Source organism: Enterobacter sp. ECC-019 (genome assembly GCF_043974075.1).
GTDB classification, from domain to species: Bacteria; Pseudomonadota; Gammaproteobacteria; order Enterobacterales; family Enterobacteriaceae; genus Enterobacter; species Enterobacter asburiae_D.
Map to the genome: position 1 here is coordinate 1297973 of NZ_CP143759.1, position 17428 is coordinate 1315400.

A 17428-nucleotide genomic window follows, 5' to 3' on the forward strand; every position below is an offset into this window, starting at 1 on the left:
TAAAATAGCCGCAATTTTGTATTCCATGATGCGTGGCGTGCTGCCGCGCTTATAAAAGAAGATTTAATTATGACGTTGTCTCCTTATCTGCAAGAGGTGGCCAAGCGCCGCACTTTTGCCATTATCTCGCACCCGGATGCCGGTAAAACGACCATCACTGAGAAGGTGTTGCTGTTCGGACAGGCGATCCAGACTGCGGGTACCGTTAAAGGCCGTGGCTCCAGCCAGCATGCAAAATCCGACTGGATGGAGATGGAAAAGCAGCGTGGTATTTCGATTACCACCTCCGTGATGCAGTTCCCGTATCACGACTGCCTGGTGAACCTGCTGGACACCCCGGGCCACGAAGACTTCTCCGAAGATACCTACCGTACCCTGACGGCGGTGGACTGCTGTCTGATGGTGATCGACGCCGCGAAAGGTGTAGAAGACAGGACCCGTAAGCTGATGGAAGTTACCCGTCTGCGCGATACGCCGATCCTCACCTTTATGAACAAACTCGACCGTGACATCCGCGATCCGATGGAAGTGATGGACGAAGTGGAAAGCGAGCTGAAGATCGCCTGTGCGCCCATCACCTGGCCAATTGGCTGCGGTAAGCTGTTCAAAGGGGTGTATCACCTCTATAAAGACGAAACCTACCTGTATCAGACCGGTAAAGGCCACACCATTCAGGAAGTCCGCGTGGTGAAAGGTCTGGATAACCCTGAGCTGGACGTTGCAGTCGGCGAAGAGCTGGCCGCGCAGCTGCGCGACGAGCTGGAGCTGGTGAAGGGTGCGTCTCACGAGTTCGACAAAGAGCTGTTCCTGAGCGGTGAAATCACCCCGGTCTTCTTCGGTACCGCGCTGGGTAACTTCGGCGTTGACCACATGCTGGACGGTCTGGTGGAGTGGGCGCCGCGCCCGATGCCGCGTAAAACCGACACCCGTGAAGTGGAAGCAAAAGAAGAGAAATTCACCGGATTCGTCTTCAAAATTCAGGCCAACATGGACCCGAAACACCGCGACCGCGTGGCCTTTATGCGCGTGGTGTCCGGTAAGTATGAAAAGGGCATGAAGCTGCGCCAGGTGCGTACCGGGAAAGACGTGGTGATCTCCGACGCGTTGACCTTTATGGCGGGCGACCGTTCGCACGTTGAAGAGGCGTATCCGGGCGACATCATCGGTCTGCACAACCACGGCACTATTCAGATCGGCGATACCTTCACCCAGGGCGAAATGATGAAGTTCACCGGTATTCCGAACTTCGCACCGGAGCTGTTCCGTCGTATCCGTCTGCGCGATCCGCTGAAGCAGAAACAGCTGCTGAAAGGCCTGGTTCAGCTCTCCGAAGAGGGCGCCGTGCAGGTGTTCCGCCCAATCGCGAACAACGATCTGATCGTTGGCGCGGTCGGCGTGCTGCAGTTCGACGTGGTTGTTGCACGTCTGAAGAGCGAGTACAACGTGGAAGCGATTTACGAGTCTGTGAACGTCGCGACCGCGCGCTGGGTTGAGTGTTCTGACGTGAAGAAATTCGAAGAATTTAAGCGTAAGAACGAAATTCAGCTGGCGCTGGATGGCGGGGATAACCTGACCTATATCGCGCCAACCATGGTGAACCTGAACCTGACGCAGGAACGTTATCCTGACGTTCAGTTCCGTAAAACCCGCGAGCACTAATCCCCTCTCAGAGCACGGCTGCCGCCGTGCTCTTCTTTAATTCCTGTCTTATTAATCCCTTGCGGAATGTTCTTAATTCAACGCAATTTCACGCTATTCGCGCGTTTTTTACCCAATTCTGAAAGCGGCTCTGTGAGAGTGATCTATATTTAACTCAGTGTTTAACACCGGGCGTGGATAAATTAACTGTTCAATGCATGACTTTAGGTTGTCCATTTTGCCCGCGTGTTTATTCGCAATATATAAAACTACTAAGGAAGTATGTAGCCCGAATAACGGGTCAACACAGGAATAGATCGATGAATATGACAAGACTGAAGATTTCGAAAACTCTGCTGGCTGTAACCCTGGGTAGCGTTCTGGCGAGCGGTTCCGCCCTGGCGGAAAGCAGCACCATGGATAAAGCACAGTCCACGGCCGATACCGCAGGGCAAAAAATCGATAGCTCTATGAATAAAGTCGGCAACTTCATGGATGACAGCTCAATCACAGCAAAAGTGAAAGCCGCACTGGTGGATGATGAAGCCATCAAAAGTACCGATATTTCCGTTAAGACCGACAAGAAAGTGGTCACGCTGAGCGGCTTTGTTGAAAGCCAGGCTCAGGCCGAACAGGCGGTGAAAGTGGCGAAAGGCGTCGAAGGTGTTGCCTCCGTCAGCGATAAGCTGCACGTACGTGACAGCAAAAACGCGTCGGTAAAAGGTTATGCCGGTGATGCCGCTACGACCAGTGAAATCAAAGCTAAACTTTTAGCAGATGACATCGTGCCATCCCGTAAGGTGAAAGTAGAAACCACCGATGGTGTGGTTCAGCTTTCCGGTACGGTAGATTCGCAGGCGCAAAGTGAACGTGCCGAGTCCATCGCGAAAGCGATTGACGGTGTGAAAAGCGTTAAAAACGATCTGAAAACGAAGTAAATCTTGACCATTCGCCCGTCTGGCTAACACCAGCGGGCGAAATAAGAACGACTCTGGAAAAACGCCGGTGAGTGACCTGAGCGCTCACGTTTAGCGGCCGACATTAACTATGGTAAAGGAGAAGCTTATGTTTCGTTGGGGCATTATATTTCTGGTTATCGCGTTAATTGCCGCCGCATTGGGCTTTGGTGGACTGGCAGGTACAGCGGCATGGGCAGCTAAAATTGTCTTCGTTGTGGGTATTATTCTGTTCCTGGTCAGCCTGTTTACGGGTCGTAGACGTCCGTAGCAAACGCAATATTCCTTCAACAAAAAAAAGCCAGTCACTGTGACTGGCTTTTTCTTATTTGCGGAACAGGTCGGGTGCGTTACTGTGGTGTTATAAAATAATCAAAACAGGAAAGCAGAGGTGGGGCAACGAATTCCCGTTACGCTCGGCAATATTGCGCCGCTGACGTTAAAACCTTTTCGCGCAGGTCAACTCGCGCTGGTCTGCGAAGGTGGAGGACAGCGCGGCATTTTCACCGCCGGCGTGCTGGATGAATTTATGCGCGCGCAGTTCAACCCTTTCGATCTCTACTTCGGTACTTCTGCCGGCGCGCAGAACCTCTCTGCCTATGTTTGCAACCAGCCCGGCTACGCGCGAAAGGTCATTATGCGCTACACCACGGCGAAAGAATTTTTTAACCCGGTGCGCTTTGTGCGCGGGGGTAACCTGATCGATCTCGACTGGCTGCTGGAGTCGACCTCCAGCCAGATGCCGCTGGCCATGGATACTGCCGCCCGTCTGTTTGATAGCGGCAAAGAATTCTGGATGTGCGCCAGCCGGGGCGATGATTATTCGCCGGGCTATTTTTCTCCTCAGAAGGAGAACTGGCTGGACATCATCCGCGCCTCCAGCGCGATCCCCGGCTTTTATCGTACCGGCGCCCTGCTGGACGGCATTAGCTATCTGGACGGTGGGATCAGTGACGCGGTGCCGGTGCAGGAAGCCGCCCGGCGCGGGGCGAAAACCATTGTGGTGATCCGAACCGTACCGTCGCAAATGTATTACACGCCGCAGTGGTTTAAACGGATGGAGCGCTGGTTGGGCGACAGCAGCCTGCAGCCGCTGGTGAACATCGCGAAGCAGCATGAAACCACCTACGGCGCGATGCAGCGCTTCATTGAAAAACCGCCGGGTAAGCTGCGTATTTTTGAAATCTATCCGCCTAAGCCGCTGCTGAGCATGGCCCTGGGCAGCCGCGTCCCTGCGCTGCGCATGGATTACAAAACGGGGCGGCTGTGCGGGCGCTATTTCCTGGCGACGGTGGGTAAAATGCTGGCGGAGCAACCGCCGCTTCATCGCCATAAACGCATTATTATGCCGCCTGCGATTGTCGCCAACGACGCCCTGACGATGCCGCTGGTGGATATTCCGCAGGCGAATGACGCTTTACTGGATAACGAGGATCTGGCGTGACGCACCGCTTTGTCGATACCCACTGCCACTTTGATTTCCCGCCGTTTACGGGGGATGAAGCGCAAAGCATTGCGAAAGCTGCCGAAGCAGGTGTTCAGGCCATCATTGTGCCGTCAGTGGAAGCGGCCTATTTTTCCCGCGTGCTGGATCTTTCTATGCGGCACCCCGCGCTCTATGCCGCGCTCGGTCTGCATCCGATTGTGATTGAGCGGCATCTTGAGGAGCACATTGAGAGGCTTGATGAGGTCCTGCAGACCGCAGGAGACAAACTTGTCGCCATCGGTGAGATCGGCCTCGATCTTTATCGCGAGGATCCGCAGTTTGAGCGCCAGCAGACGATCCTCGACGCGCAGCTCAGGTTGGCGAAGCGCCACGATCTGCCGGTGATCCTCCACTCAAGACGTACGCACGATAAGCTGGCGATGCACCTGAAACGCATCGATCTGCCGCGCAGGGGCGTCGTACACGGTTTCTCCGGCAGCCTGCAGCAGGCGCAGCGTTTTATTGAGCTGGGCTATAAAATCGGCGTCGGCGGCACCATCACCTATCCGCGCGCCAGTAAAACCCGTGACGTGATGGCACAGCTGCCGCTGTCGACGCTTCTGCTGGAAACCGACGCGCCGGATATGCCGCTGAATGGTTTTCAGGGCCAGCCGAATCGCCCGGAACAGGCGGCGCGCGTGTTTACCACCCTGTGTGAACTGCGAAAGGAGCCTGAAGAGGTGATTGCCGACGCGCTGCTTGAGAATACCCGTTCGGTATTTGGCATCACGCTATAGATAAAGCGCCGGACGGATCACCGTTATCTTCTGCTTTTCCAGCGCCAGTGCCAGCGGTTCAATGTCCTCGGGCGTGGCGCTGCGCCATGAGGCCGCTTCACCGTAAACGCCATGCGCATGAAATGCGTTGATGCGCACCGGCACATTTCCAAGCCCGTGGATAAAGGTCGTTAGCGGTTTGAGATGTTCCAGGTAATCACACTGCTCCGGAATAACCAGCAGGCGGAGTTCCGTCAAACGGTGACGATCTGCCAGCCAGCGGATGCTCTGTTTAATCAGCGGGTTTTCGCGCCCGGTCAGGAAGCGGTGATGCTCGTTCCCCCACGCCTTCAGATCCAGCATCGCGCCATCCAGTACCGGCAGCAGCTTTTGCCAGCCGGTTTCGCTTAACAGACCGTTGCTGTCGACCAGACAGGTCAGGTGACGCAGGGCAGGATCGGCTTTGATCGCTGAGAATAGCGTCACTAAAAACGGCAATTGCGTTGTGGCTTCGCCGCCGCTCACGGTGATCCCTTCGATAAAGGGGGTGGATTTGCGGACCTGGGTGAGGATCTCATCCACGCTGAAGCGGTGTGCCATAGGCGTTGCCTGCTGCTGGCACTGGTGCAGACAGGTGTCGCACTGCTGGCAGTCACTCTCCTGCCACCAGACGCGTCCGGCCTGAATGGTCAGCGCGTCGTGCGGACAGTGGGGCACACAGTCCCCGCAGTCGTTGCAGCGGCCGATCGTCCACGGGTTATGGCAGGTTTTACAGCGCAGGTTACAGCCCTGCAGGAACAGGGCCAGGCGGCTGCCCGGTCCGTCCACGCAGGAAAAAGGAATGACCTGACTAACTAAAGCGCATCTGCTGTTCATGGCTAATCACGCGCGGCTGACGTTCCAGAATACGGGTATTGCGTGCGGCCTCTTCTCCCAGCCACGTGGTATTGGTGCGCGATCCGGCTTCCCGATATTTCTCCAGATCCGATAATCGAACCATATAACCGGTCACGCGGACCAGATCGTTACCCGCCACGTTGGCGGTAAATTCCCGCATTCCCGCCCTGAAGGCGCCCAGGCAAAGCTGAACCACCGCCTGCGGGTTGCGTTTTACCGTCTCCTCCAGGGTGAGAATATCGCTGATTCCGGAGTGATAGTGTTTGTGGTGTGGTGCAACGGCCAGCAGATGGCTGATGGGATCCGGCTCGTCGCCGTAGGGCAGTCGCGCGCCCGGCGTGGTGCCGGAGTCGGAGCTGATCCCCGACTGCGCGTGGAGCATCGCGCGGTGCTTCCAGCCGTGTTTCACCGGCGTGTTTTCCACAAACGCCGCAAGCTGTTCGCTGATGCGATACCCCAGCGCGTTGGCCTGTTCGTCCTTTCCGTAGCGTCCCGCTATTCCTGCTTTCTCACAGAGCGCGTTTACCGCTTCCGCCAGACCGTACATGCCAAACATGGGCACAAACCGATCGGCATCAATCAGCCCCTCTTTGACCAGGAAGCTATTCTCAAAGAAGCCAGACTGCCCGTACAGAAAATCGCAGCGCGCATCGATGATGGCCATTTGCTGCTGGCAGTAGTGCGGGAGCGTGCGGGTGAAGAAGTCTTCAATGGATGTGCTGCGTTCAGCAATGGCTTTGAGGTTAAGGCGCACCAGGGTGCTGCCACCGCCTGCAAGCGGCAGGGAGTTGTAACAACTCACCACGCCGTAACGGCCTTTTGTGAAAATTTTATCATTCATCGGGCCATTAGAAATATGCGGTTTGCTGCATTCACATATGTTTTTTGCCACCTCAAGCAGCAAGTCGTCCGGGGTGATATCGGGATCGTAGATAAAGGTCAGGTTCGGCGCGACCTGCTTCAGCTCTGCATCGGCACGAAGAATGGCGCGTGTGATGGGGCCGTCAGCAGGCCCGATGTTTGCGTGCATAAACGCATCCGGCAGCGTACGGTCGAGATAGCGCCAGAAACGTTTTATTCGGCTATCGATCTCTTCTTGTGTTAGAATTCTAACATATGGAGTTAATATCGCATCAAGCTGACCGAGATAGACCGGCATCGATGTGACGGACGGAACATGATGGTAGAGAATGGTTAACAGCGAGAGGGCATCGTCGAGATCTTTCGCCCCTTCCAGCTCCAGCCATTCTGAACCGTTAGCCAGAAATTTTGCGTAATCCGGCAGAACGTAACGGGGTTTGTAAGGCGCGTGGCCTTCGAACATGTCGCAGATAAACCCTTCGTCCAGTGCGGCTCTCGCGGCCTCAGGAAGCGCCGGATAAGGCAGGTTGTTTTCCGCTTCCAGCGCCAGAAAATGACGTTTTTGTTCCGGGGTTAACACCGGGCTTGTCACAATGTGCTGGCAACGTTGTTGCAGGGCGTCGGGGCTGGAGTGGGGCATATTCGCTTCCTTGAGTGTTCTGCGGATGATGAACGAATTGTAGGAAGCCAGCCTGTCGGGGCTTTTGATCCGACAGGGTGTATCGCTGCTTTAGTCGACAATTTAGGCGCTAAAGTTTGAAGAAGATCTCATTACAGTAATGCAAATTTGTACGCAGTTTTCATTAACTGTGATGAATGTCGAAGTGTGGATGCGGGTGAATGTTAGAATACTCACAGACCCGCAAGGTAAAATTTATACGGCACTGCCGTTGGAGAATGTTATGACCGATTTAACTGCAAGCAGCCTGCGCGCGTTGAAACTGATGGACCTGACCACCCTGAACGATGACGACACCAATGAAAAAGTCATCGCCCTGTGCCATCAGGCGAAAACGCCGGTGGGTAACACCGCAGCCATCTGTATCTACCCGCGCTTTATCCCGATTGCCCGTAAGACTCTGAAAGAGCAGGGCACGCCGGACGTGCGCATTGCAACCGTAACTAACTTCCCGCATGGCAACGATGATATCGAGATTGCGCTGGCAGAAACCCGCGCGGCGATTGCCTACGGCGCAGACGAAGTTGACGTGGTGTTCCCGTACCGCGCGCTGATCGCCGGCAACGAGCAGGTCGGTTTTGACCTGGTGAAAGCCTGTAAAGACGCGTGTGCGGCGGCAAACGTGCTGCTTAAAGTAATCATCGAAACCGGCGAGCTGAAAGAAGAGGCGCTGATTCGTAAGGCGTCTGAAATCTCCATCAAAGCCGGTGCGGATTTCATTAAAACCTCTACCGGTAAAGTGCCGGTGAATGCGACCCCAGAAAGCGCGCGCATCATGATGGAAGTGATCCGCGACATGGGCGTATCCAAAACCGTTGGTTTCAAACCTGCGGGCGGCGTGCGTACTGCCGAAGACGCGCAGCAGTTCCTGGCGATTGCCGACGAGCTGTTTGGCGCCGACTGGGCTGATTCCCGTCACTACCGCTTCGGCGCGTCCAGCCTGCTGGCCAGCCTGCTGAAAGCGCTGGGTCACGGCGACGGCAAGAGCGCAAGCAGCTACTGATTGCCAGACAATGCCGGATGACGCTTTGCTAATCCGGCCTACAGGATCGTAGGGCGGGTAAGCGTAGCGCCACCCGCCACAACTCCCCCGATTCCGCATGGAGGTTACCGTGTTTCTCGCACAAGAAATTATTCGTAAAAAACGTGATGGTCATGCATTAAGCGACGAAGAGATCCGCTTCTTTATCAACGGCATTCGTGATAACACCGTCTCCGAAGGGCAGATTGCAGCTCTGGCGATGACCATTTTCTTCCACGATATGTCGATGCCTGAGCGCGTGTCGCTGACCATGGCGATGCGAGATTCAGGAACCGTTCTGGACTGGAAAAGCCTCAACCTTAACGGCCCGATTGTGGATAAACACTCCACCGGCGGCGTGGGCGACGTAACGTCTCTGATGCTCGGCCCCATGGTGGCAGCCTGTGGCGGTTACATCCCGATGATCTCCGGACGTGGCCTGGGCCACACCGGCGGTACGCTCGACAAACTGGAAGCCATTCCGGGCTTCGATATCTTCCCGGATGACAACCGCTTCCGCGACATTATTAAAGACGTTGGTGTGGCGATTATCGGCCAGACCAGCTCTCTTGCTCCGGCAGACAAGCGTTTCTACGCGACCCGCGATATCACCGCAACCGTTGACTCCATCCCGCTGATCACCGCCTCTATCCTGGCGAAGAAACTGGCAGAAGGGCTGGACGCGCTGGTGATGGACGTGAAGGTAGGCAGCGGCGCGTTTATGCCGACCTATGAACTTTCAGCTGCGCTTGCCGAAGCGATCGTTGGCGTCTCCAACGGCGCGGGCGTGCGCACCACCGCACTGCTCACCGATATGAACCAGGTGCTGGCCTCCAGCGCCGGTAACGCCGTCGAAGTGCGTGAAGCCGTCCAGTTCCTCACCGGCGAATACCGTAACCCGCGTCTGTTCGACGTCACCATGGCGCTGTGCGTTGAGATGTTAATCTCCGGCAAGCTGGCCAAAGACGATGCGGAAGCGCGCGCGAAACTGCAGGCGGTGCTGGACAACGGCAAAGCTGCGGAGATCTTTGGCCGCATGGTTGCGGCGCAGAAAGGCCCGACCGATTTCGTTGAAAACTACGCGAAATACCTGCCAACCGCGACGCTCAGCAAAGCGGTGTATGCCGATAGCGAAGGGTTTGTTTCTGCGATGGACACCCGTGCCCTCGGCATGGCGGTGGTCTCGATGGGGGGCGGCCGCCGTCAGGCGTCAGACACCATTGATTACAGCGTCGGCTTTACCGATATGGCCCGCCTGGGCGACAGCGTTGACGGTCAACGTCCGCTGGCGGTGATCCACGCCAAAGACGAAGCCAGCTGGCAGGAAGCGGCTAAAGCGGTGAAAGCGGCCATTACGCTTGACGATAAAGCGCCGGAAACCACACCGACTGTCTATCGCCGTATCACCGAATAGCGGTATACTGATCTGATCGATAATTTTTGAAGCACTACGTACGGAGAACAATTATGAAACGTGCATTTATTATGGTGCTGGACTCATTCGGCATCGGCGCAACCGAAGATGCAGAACGTTTTGGTGACGTGGGTTCCGATACCATGGGTCACATCGCGGAAGCCTGTGCGAAAGGCGAAGCGGACAACGGTCGTAAAGGCCCTCTGACTCTACCCAACCTGACCCGCCTTGGTCTGGTGAAAGCGCATGAAGGCTCTACCGGTAAAATCGCAGCCGGTATGGACGGCAACGCGGAAGTCGTGGGCGCCTACGGCTGGGCTCACGAGCTCTCCTCCGGTAAAGACACCCCGTCTGGCCACTGGGAAATCGCCGGTGTGCCGGTGCTGTTCGACTGGGGCTACTTCTCCGATCACCAGAACAGCTTCCCGCAGGAGCTGCTGGATAAGCTGGTTAAGCGCGCCAACCTGCCGGGCTACCTCGGCAACTGCCACTCTTCCGGTACCGTGATTCTGGATGAACTCGGCGAAGAGCACATGAAAACCGGCAAGCCGATTTTCTACACCTCTGCTGACTCCGTGTTCCAGATTGCCTGCCACGAAGAGACCTACGGCCTGGATAAACTCTACGAGCTGTGCGAAATCGCCCGTGAAGAGCTGACCGAAGGCGGCTACAACATTGGCCGCGTGATCGCGCGTCCGTTTGTGGGCGACAAAGCGGGTAACTTCCAGCGTACCGGTAACCGTCATGACCTGGCCGTTGAGCCACCGGCGCCAACCGTGCTGCAAAAGCTGGTTGAAGAGAAAGACGGCCACGTGGTTTCCGTGGGTAAAATCGCGGATATCTACGCCAACTGCGGCATCACCAAAAAAGTGAAAGCCACCGGTCTGGATGCGCTGTTCGATGCCACCATCAAAGAGATGAAAGAAGCGGGCGACAAGACTATCGTCTTCACCAACTTCGTGGACTTCGACTCCTCCTGGGGCCACCGTCGCGACGTTGCAGGCTATGCGGCCGGTCTGGAATTGTTCGACCGTCGTCTCCCGGAGCTGATGGAGCTGGTGGGTGAAGATGACATTCTGATCCTGACCGCGGACCACGGATGTGACCCAACCTGGACCGGTACCGACCACACCCGTGAGCACATTCCGGTGCTGGTGTACGGCCCGAAAGTGAAGCCGGGCTCGCTCGGTCACCGTGAAACCTTCGCGGACATCGGCCAGACTATCGCGAAATACTTTGGTACGTCTGACATGGAATATGGCAAGGCCATGTTCTGAGGTCATTGCCGGGTGGCGGCTGCGCCTTACCCGGCCTACAAAACCGTAGGCCCGGTAAGCGAAGCGCCACCGGGCAAAAAAAACTCAAATGAAAAGGAACTGAAGATGGCAACTCCTCACATTAATGCAGAAATGGGTGATTTCGCTGACGTCGTATTGATGCCGGGCGACCCGCTGCGCGCGAAGCACATTGCTGAAACCTTCCTGGAAGACGTGCGTGAAGTGAACAACGTTCGCGGCATGCTGGGCTTCACCGGTACCTATAAAGGCCGCAAAATCTCCGTTATGGGCCACGGCATGGGTATCCCATCCTGCTCTATCTACACCAAAGAGCTGATCACCGACTTCGGCGTGAAGAAAATCATCCGCGTTGGCTCCTGCGGCGCGGTGCGCATGGATGTTAAGCTGCGCGACATCGTTATCGGTATGGGTGCCTGCACCGATTCCAAAGTTAACCGTATGCGCTTCAAAGACCATGACTTCGCGGCGATTGCTGACTTCGGCATGGTGCGTGACGCGGTTGACGCGGCAAAAGCGCTGGGCGTTGAAGCGCGCGTGGGCAACATCTTCTCTGCTGACCTGTTCTATGCACCGGACGGCGGCGAGATGTTCGACGTGATGGAAAAATACGGCATTCTGGGCGTGGAAATGGAAGCGGCGGGTATCTACGGCGTAGCGGCTGAGTTTGGTGCGAAAGCGCTGACCATCTGCACCGTGTCTGACCACATCCGTACCCACGAGCAGACCACCGCTGCCGAGCGTCAGACTACCTTCAACGACATGATCAAAATCGCGCTGGAATCTGTTCTTCTGGGCGATAAAGAGTAAGCGCTGTTGTGCCGGGTGGCGGCTTCGCCTGACCCGGCCTACGGTTTTGTAGGCCCGCTAAGCGCATCGCCAGCGGGCTTTTTTACTAGCGCACGGCCTGTGCAATCCATGCTGACAAATCCCTTAACTCTTTTTCCTGCTCCGGGAAATCCCCAATCAACGCGTCGCATTCCTGCTGCAGCATATCCGCACGGTACAAACAGCCCTGCAAACGTGCCGCCAGCGCCTCTAACGGTGCCGGGTTCAGGCTATCGGTAAACACCTGCGTGCGGGTAATATGGCCTTTCTCGACGTCAAAATGCAGTTCCACGCCGCCCCAGGTAAAACGCTCATCCAGCAGATGGGAAAACGCAGGAGCCTGACCGAAGTTCCACTCCCAGCAGCTCTGGCGGGCGAAGGTTTCGGCGAAGTTTGGCAGGTCCGGGGTTTTGTCAGGGGAAATCACTTCTGCCTCCACGCGCTCGCCGTAATGTTCAAAGAACGCGTCACGGATCGCATCGCAAATCTGCTCGTGAGTAATGCCCGGCAGCAGTTCCACCAGATTTGCCACGCGTCCGCGCACGGAGGTAATCCCTTTAGCCTGGAGCTTTTTCTTGTCCGGATTCAGGTAGTTAGCCAGACGGCTCAGGTCAGCGTTCAGCAGAAGGGTGCCGTGGTGGAACCCGCGATCCATCGTTTCGCGGTAGGCGGAGCCGGAGACCTTCCGGTCGCCCTCGGGGGTTTTCACCACCAGATCGTTACGCCCGGAGGCTTCCGCCGTCACGCCGAGTGAATTGAGCGCGTTGAGAACGATTGACGTTGAGATGGTCTTGTCATATTCCGGTTTACCCGCCATAAAGGTAAAGCAGGTATTGCCCAGATCGTGAAAAACCGCGCCGCCGCCGCTGCTGCGGCGCGCGAGACGGACGTTATCCTCTTCCATACGCCGCGTATTACACTCTTTCCACGGGTTTTGCGCGCGGCCGATGACCACCGTATCGGCGTTACGCCAGAGAAACAGTACGCGCTGGGTTGCGGGCATCTGGCGGAAGATGCACTCTTCTACCGCGAGATTAAACCAGGGATCGTAAGAGTCAGAGATAAGCAGGCGCAACGTCGTCATGGCAAAGTTCCTTTTCCGAATCGTTCGCCTACTTTATCACTATTCTTTCTTCTCGCTCTCTTCGTCTTCGGGAACCGACCGGCTGGCGGTCAGCAGGAACGGGGATTGCTGCCAGCGCGAGCGCTTGCCCCGAAGCAGGGTACGTGCCAGCACAACGCCGATGGCGAGTGAAAGCAGCAGCATCAGGCGCAGAATATTGGTGGTATTATCGACCTGTTTGGCTTCAGTGGGCAGGGTGTGGGTATCGAGGGTCAGGCGCAGATAGCCTAGTGGGCCATTTTTCCCCTGAATAGGTTCGACGAGCTGCTGGTTAAAATAGCCCCCGGCTTTTTTACCGTCCAGCGCCAGCCTGTCGCGCACGTCGACGTGCTCGCCCGCGCGGGCAATCAGGTTGCCCTGCTCATCATAGACGCCGGCATCAAGAATGCGGCTGTTCTCCGTGAGCAGGCGTAAAACCTGGCCTATCCGCTTATCGTCCGGCGTTTCGGTACGCATGGACGGCGCGACGTTGAGCGTCACCTGGCGTGCCAGCGTGCGGGCCAGCTCTTCAAACTGCGGGTTACGTTGCCGTTGATGGTTCTGGCTAAACCACGATGCCCCTTGCATCAGCACAACTAATAGTGCGAGACAGGAAAGGACAATCACGGCGCGATGAAGCCGGAATTTCAGTTTTGCGCGAGCCATATTCCACCTGCTGAAAATTTACGGCTTAATGTTGCCAGAAGTGATGGTTACAGGGTAGCCTCATGCGTTATTTTCCCTCTGCAACCTTCCGGCGCGAACGAAATTACAGGAGCTTTAATGCCGAACATTACCTGGTGTGACCTGCCAACGGATGTCTCTTTATGGCCAGGATTGCCGCTCTCTTTAAGTGGCGATGAGGTGATGCCTCTGGATTACCACGCCGGTCGTAGCGGCTGGCTCCTCTACGGACGCGGTCTGGATAAGCAACGCCTGACCCAGTATCAAAGCAAGCTGGGTGCGGCGATGGTCATCGTCGCCGCCTGGTGCGTGGAAGACTATCAGGTTATTCGCCTGGCGGGTTCCCTGACGCAGCGCGCAACGCGTCTGGCGCATGACGCCGGGCTGGACGTCGCGCCGCTGGGTAAAATTCCGCACCTGAAAACCCCTGGCCTGCTGGTTATGGATATGGACTCTACGGCGATCCAGATCGAATGTATCGACGAGATTGCAAAACTGGCGGGCAGCGGCGAGCTGGTGGCGGAAGTGACCGAGCGTGCGATGCGCGGCGAGCTGGACTTCACCGCCAGCCTGAGACAGCGCGTGGCGACCCTGAAAGGGGCCGATGCCAACATTCTGCGCCAGGTGCGCGACGAGCTGCCGCTGATGCCAGGGCTAACGCAGCTGGTGCTGAAGCTGCAGTCCCTCGGCTGGAAAGTGGCGATTGCCTCCGGTGGCTTCACCTTCTTCGCGGATTATCTGCGGGAAAAACTGCATTTGACCACCGTGGTGGCCAATGAGCTGGAGATCATGGATGGCAAGCTGACCGGCCAGGTGATCGGCGATATTGTAGATGCCCAGTACAAAGCCAACACGCTGACGCGTCTGGCGGAAAAGTATGAAATTCCGGCCGTCCAGACCGTCGCCATCGGGGACGGCGCGAACGACCTGCCGATGATCAAAGTGGCTGGCCTTGGCATTGCCTACCACGCCAAGCCAAAAGTGAATGAAAAGACGGAAGTCACTATCCGTCACGCTGACCTGATGGGGGTGTTCTGCATTCTCTCCGGCAGCCTTAATCAGAAATAACGGTCTGCTTTGTAGGCCGGGTAAGCGTAAGCGCCACCCGGCACGCAGGCTGCACAGAAATAACGAGGTAAACCGTGGCGAAAGCTCCAAAACGCGCATTTGTCTGTAATGAATGTGGTGCGGATTATCCGCGCTGGCAGGGGCAATGCAGCGCCTGCCATGCCTGGAACACCATCACCGAAGTGCGTGGTGTGGCGGCTTCGCCGAGCGTAGCCCGCAACGAACGTCTGAGCGGCTATGCCGGTAATGCGGGCGTGGCAAAAGTGCAAAAACTCTCGGATATCAGTCTGGAGGAACTGCCGCGCTTTTCCACCGGATTCAAAGAGTTTGACCGTGTGCTCGGCGGCGGCGTGGTGCCGGGCAGCGCAATTCTGATCGGCGGTAACCCGGGCGCGGGTAAATCGACCCTGCTGCTGCAAACGCTCTGCAAGCTCGCCGAACAGATGAAAACCCTGTACGTCACGGGCGAAGAATCACTGCAGCAGGTGGCGATGCGCGCGCACCGTCTGGGCCTGCCGACCGGCAACCTGAACATGCTCTCCGAAACCAGCATCGAGCAGATCTGCATGATCGCCGAAGAAGAGCAGCCGAAGCTGATGGTGATCGACTCCATCCAGGTGATGCACATGGCGGACATTCAGTCCTCGCCGGGCAGCGTCGCGCAGGTGCGTGAAACCGCGGCTTACCTGACGCGCTTTGCCAAAACGCGCGGCGTGGCGATTGTAATGGTCGGCCACGTGACCAAAGACGGCTCGCTGGCGGGGCCGAAAGTGCTTGAGCACTGTATCGACTGCTCCGTGATGCTAGACGGCGACGCGGATTCCCGCTTCCGTACCCTGCGCAGCCATAAAAACCGCTTTGGGGCGGTGAACGAACTGGGCGTGTTTGCCATGACCGAACAGGGGCTGCGCGAAGTCAGCAACCCGTCGGCCATCTTCCTGAGCCGTGGCGATGAGATCACCTCCGGCAGTTCGGTGATGGTGCTGTGGGAAGGGACGCGCCCGCTGCTTGTCGAAATTCAGGCGCTGGTGGACGTGTCGATGATGGGCAACCCGCGGCGCGTGGCGGTCGGTCTGGAACAAAACCGTCTGGCGATCCTGCTGGCGGTACTGCACCGTCACGGCGGGCTGCAGATGGCGGATCAGGACGTTTTCGTGAACGTGGTCGGCGGCGTTAAAGTTACTGAGACCAGCGCAGACCTGGCGCTGCTGCTGGCAATGGTCTCCAGCCTGCGCGACAGACCGCTGCCGCAGGATCTGGTCGTCTTCGGCGAAGTGGGTCTCGCCGGGGAAATCCGTCCGGTGCCCAGCGGTCAGGAGCGTATCTCCGAGGCGGCAAAACACGGCTTCCGCCGGGCGATCGTGCCCGCCGCCAACGTGCCGAAAAAAATCCCGGAAGGGATGCAGGTATTTGGCGTGAAGAAACTCGCAGATGCGTTAAATGTCTTTGACGACTTATAATTACGTAAATTTGATTTTGCAGGAGGCACCGTAATTTATGTCATCATTTGACTACATCAAGACCGCAATCCGCCAGAAGGGCTGCACGCTGCAGCAGGTGGCGGACGCCAGCGGCATGACCAAAGGCTACCTGAGCCAGCTGCTGAACGCCAAAATCAAAAGCCCCAGCGCGCAGAAGCTTGAAGCGCTGCACCGCTTTCTGGGGCTGGAATTCCCGCGTATGCAAAAGAACATCGGCGTGGTGTTCGGCAAGTTTTACCCGCTGCATACCGGGCATATCTATCTGATCCAGCGCGCCTGTAGCCAGGTGGACGAGCTGCACATCATCATGGGCTACGACGAAACCCGCGACCGCCAGCTGTTCGAAGACAGCGCCATGTCGCAGCAGCCGACCGTGCCGGACCGCCTGCGCTGGCTGCTCCAGACCTTTAAGTATCAGAAAAATATTCGTATTCATGCCTTTAACGAAGAGGGCATGGAGCCGTATCCGCACGGCTGGGACGTGTGGAGCAACGGCATAAAAGCGTTTATGGAAGAGAAGGGCATTGCGCCGAACTGGATCTACACCTCTGAAGAGTCCGACGCGCCGCAGTTCCGCGAGCATCTGGGCATCGAGACGGTGCTGATCGATCCGAAACGCACCTTTATGAACATCAGCGGGGCGCAGATCCGCGAAAACCCGTTCCGCTACTGGGATTACATTCCGACCGAAGTGAAGCCGTTCTTTGTGCGTACCGTCGCGATCCTGGGCGGCGAGTCGAGCGGCAAATCAACGCTGGTCAACAAGCTGGCGAACATCTTCAACACCACCAGCGCGTGGGAGTATGGCCGCGATTATGTCTTCTCGCACCTCGGCGGTGACGAGATGGCACTGCAGTATTCCGACTATGACAAAATTGCGCTCGGACACGCCCAGTACATTGATTTTGCCGTGAAATACGCCAATAAGGTGGCGTTTATCGATACCGATTTCGTCACCACTCAGGCGTTCTGTAAAAAATACGAAGGGCGCGAGCACCCGTTCGTGCAGGCGCTGATTGACGAATACCGCTTTGACCTGGTGATACTGCTGGAGAACAACACCCCGTGGGTCGCCGACGGCATGCGCAGCCTCGGCAGCTCGGTGGACAGGCGAGAGTTTCAGACCATGCTGGTGGATATGCTCAATGAGAACAACGTTGAGTTTGTGCATGTGGAAGAGTCGGACTACGACTCCCGTTTCCTGCGCTGCGTTGAGCTGGTGAAGGAGATGATGGGGGAGCAGGGGTAGTTTTACCCCTCACCCTGCCCTCTGGGAGAGGGCAGGGTGAGGGGAACCAACCA

The 17428-nt window shown here is 56.9% G+C and carries 16 protein-coding genes; 12 read left to right on the forward strand and 4 right to left on the reverse strand.

Features of this window, described 5'->3' with window-relative positions; genetic code table 11:
- Positions 1-69: 69 nt before the first annotated feature.
- The 5 genes from prfC (at position 70) to V1566_RS06070 (ending at position 4817) form a co-directional block, all read left to right on the forward strand.
- Complete coding sequence (gene prfC, locus V1566_RS06050; protein ID WP_032660822.1) at positions 70-1659, forward strand: peptide chain release factor 3; 1590 nt, start codon at positions 70-72, stop codon at positions 1657-1659.
- A 299-nt stretch (positions 1660-1958) separates the two neighbouring features.
- Positions 1959-2576 (forward strand): molecular chaperone OsmY, encoded by a 618-nt coding sequence (osmY, locus tag V1566_RS06055; RefSeq protein ID WP_395305348.1) that lies wholly within the window; start codon positions 1959-1961, stop codon positions 2574-2576.
- 127 nt (positions 2577-2703) lie between these two features.
- Positions 2704-2865 (forward strand): DUF1328 domain-containing protein, encoded by a 162-nt coding sequence (locus V1566_RS06060; protein ID WP_003856556.1) that lies wholly within the window; start codon positions 2704-2706, stop codon positions 2863-2865.
- A gap of 120 nt (positions 2866-2985) precedes the next feature.
- Complete coding sequence (locus V1566_RS06065; RefSeq protein WP_134349587.1) at positions 2986-4038, forward strand: patatin family protein; 1053 nt, start codon at positions 2986-2988, stop codon at positions 4036-4038.
- Complete coding sequence (locus tag V1566_RS06070; protein ID WP_395305349.1) at positions 4035-4817, forward strand: TatD family hydrolase; 783 nt, start codon at positions 4035-4037, stop codon at positions 4815-4817. Before V1566_RS06065 ends, V1566_RS06070 begins: the two co-directional genes overlap by 4 nt.
- Here V1566_RS06070 and V1566_RS06075 read toward each other — a convergent pair.
- The gene (locus V1566_RS06075) at positions 4812-5672 is read right to left on the reverse strand and encodes a YjjW family glycine radical enzyme activase (protein WP_395305350.1); all 861 of its coding nucleotides are present in this window, start codon (positions 5670-5672) and stop codon (positions 4812-4814) included. The two genes, V1566_RS06070 and V1566_RS06075, sit on opposite strands and share 6 nt — an antisense overlap.
- The gene (locus V1566_RS06080; protein ID WP_395305351.1) at positions 5647-7194 is read right to left on the reverse strand and encodes a YjjI family glycine radical enzyme; all 1548 of its coding nucleotides are present in this window, start codon (positions 7192-7194) and stop codon (positions 5647-5649) included. The genes V1566_RS06075 and V1566_RS06080 overlap by 26 nt, the downstream gene beginning before the upstream one ends.
- Positions 7195-7456: 262 nt before the next feature.
- Between V1566_RS06080 and deoC the strand changes: the two genes are divergently transcribed.
- From deoC to deoD, 4 genes are all read left to right on the forward strand, one after another.
- Positions 7457-8236, forward strand: a complete 780-nt coding sequence (deoC, locus tag V1566_RS06085; protein ID WP_023310320.1) for a deoxyribose-phosphate aldolase — start codon at positions 7457-7459, stop codon at positions 8234-8236.
- 109 nt (positions 8237-8345) lie between these two features.
- Positions 8346-9668 carry a thymidine phosphorylase gene (deoA, locus tag V1566_RS06090; protein ID WP_047646671.1) on the forward strand — a complete coding sequence of 441 codons (1323 nt, stop codon included), beginning with the start codon at positions 8346-8348 and terminating at the stop codon, positions 9666-9668.
- A gap of 53 nt (positions 9669-9721) precedes the next feature.
- Positions 9722-10945, forward strand: a complete 1224-nt coding sequence (gene deoB, locus V1566_RS06095) for a phosphopentomutase (RefSeq protein ID WP_395305352.1) — start codon at positions 9722-9724, stop codon at positions 10943-10945.
- Positions 10946-11050: 105 nt separating this feature from the next.
- Positions 11051-11773 carry a purine-nucleoside phosphorylase gene (deoD, locus tag V1566_RS06100; RefSeq protein WP_010427122.1) on the forward strand — a complete coding sequence of 241 codons (723 nt, stop codon included), beginning with the start codon at positions 11051-11053 and terminating at the stop codon, positions 11771-11773.
- Positions 11774-11858: 85 nt separating this feature from the next.
- Here the strand turns inward: deoD and lplA are convergent, their stop codons facing one another.
- Positions 11859-12875, reverse strand: a complete 1017-nt coding sequence (gene lplA, locus V1566_RS06105) for a lipoate--protein ligase LplA (RefSeq protein WP_395305353.1) — start codon at positions 12873-12875, stop codon at positions 11859-11861.
- 39 nt (positions 12876-12914) lie between these two features.
- On the reverse strand, positions 12915-13559 hold the full coding sequence (locus V1566_RS06110) for a YtjB family periplasmic protein (RefSeq protein ID WP_115876488.1): 645 nt from the start codon (positions 13557-13559) through the stop codon (positions 12915-12917).
- Positions 13560-13676: 117 nt separating this feature from the next.
- Between V1566_RS06110 and serB the strand changes: the two genes are divergently transcribed.
- The 3 genes from serB (at position 13677) to nadR (ending at position 17375) form a co-directional block, all read left to right on the forward strand.
- Positions 13677-14645: a phosphoserine phosphatase gene (gene serB / locus V1566_RS06115; RefSeq protein WP_395305354.1), complete on the forward strand. Its 969-nt coding sequence runs from the start codon at positions 13677-13679 to the stop codon at positions 14643-14645.
- 74 nt (positions 14646-14719) lie between these two features.
- Positions 14720-16105: a DNA repair protein RadA gene (gene radA, locus V1566_RS06120; protein ID WP_014068810.1), complete on the forward strand. Its 1386-nt coding sequence runs from the start codon at positions 14720-14722 to the stop codon at positions 16103-16105.
- A gap of 37 nt (positions 16106-16142) precedes the next feature.
- The gene (gene nadR, locus V1566_RS06125) at positions 16143-17375 is read left to right on the forward strand and encodes a multifunctional transcriptional regulator/nicotinamide-nucleotide adenylyltransferase/ribosylnicotinamide kinase NadR (protein ID WP_032643997.1); all 1233 of its coding nucleotides are present in this window, start codon (positions 16143-16145) and stop codon (positions 17373-17375) included.
- Positions 17376-17428 lie beyond the last annotated feature (53 nt).

Coding starts and splice junctions, on each gene's coding strand:
- deoD (WP_010427122.1), top strand. CDS start 11,051: ATGGCAACTCCTCACATTAATGCAGAAATGGGTGATTTCGCTGACGTC.
- lplA (WP_395305353.1), bottom strand. CDS start 12,875: ATGACGACGTTGCGCCTGCTTATCTCTGACTCTTACGATCCCTGGTTT.
- nadR (WP_032643997.1), top strand. CDS start 16,143: ATGTCATCATTTGACTACATCAAGACCGCAATCCGCCAGAAGGGCTGC.
- deoB (WP_395305352.1), top strand. CDS start 9,722: ATGAAACGTGCATTTATTATGGTGCTGGACTCATTCGGCATCGGCGCA.
- prfC (WP_032660822.1), top strand. CDS start 70: ATGACGTTGTCTCCTTATCTGCAAGAGGTGGCCAAGCGCCGCACTTTT.
- V1566_RS06075 (WP_395305350.1), bottom strand. CDS start 5,672: ATGAACAGCAGATGCGCTTTAGTTAGTCAGGTCATTCCTTTTTCCTGC.
- V1566_RS06110 (WP_115876488.1), bottom strand. CDS start 13,559: ATGGCTCGCGCAAAACTGAAATTCCGGCTTCATCGCGCCGTGATTGTC.
- serB (WP_395305354.1), top strand. CDS start 13,677: ATGCCGAACATTACCTGGTGTGACCTGCCAACGGATGTCTCTTTATGG.
- V1566_RS06080 (WP_395305351.1), bottom strand. CDS start 7,194: ATGCCCCACTCCAGCCCCGACGCCCTGCAACAACGTTGCCAGCACATT.
- V1566_RS06060 (WP_003856556.1), top strand. CDS start 2,704: ATGTTTCGTTGGGGCATTATATTTCTGGTTATCGCGTTAATTGCCGCC.
- deoC (WP_023310320.1), top strand. CDS start 7,457: ATGACCGATTTAACTGCAAGCAGCCTGCGCGCGTTGAAACTGATGGAC.
- osmY (WP_395305348.1), top strand. CDS start 1,959: ATGAATATGACAAGACTGAAGATTTCGAAAACTCTGCTGGCTGTAACC.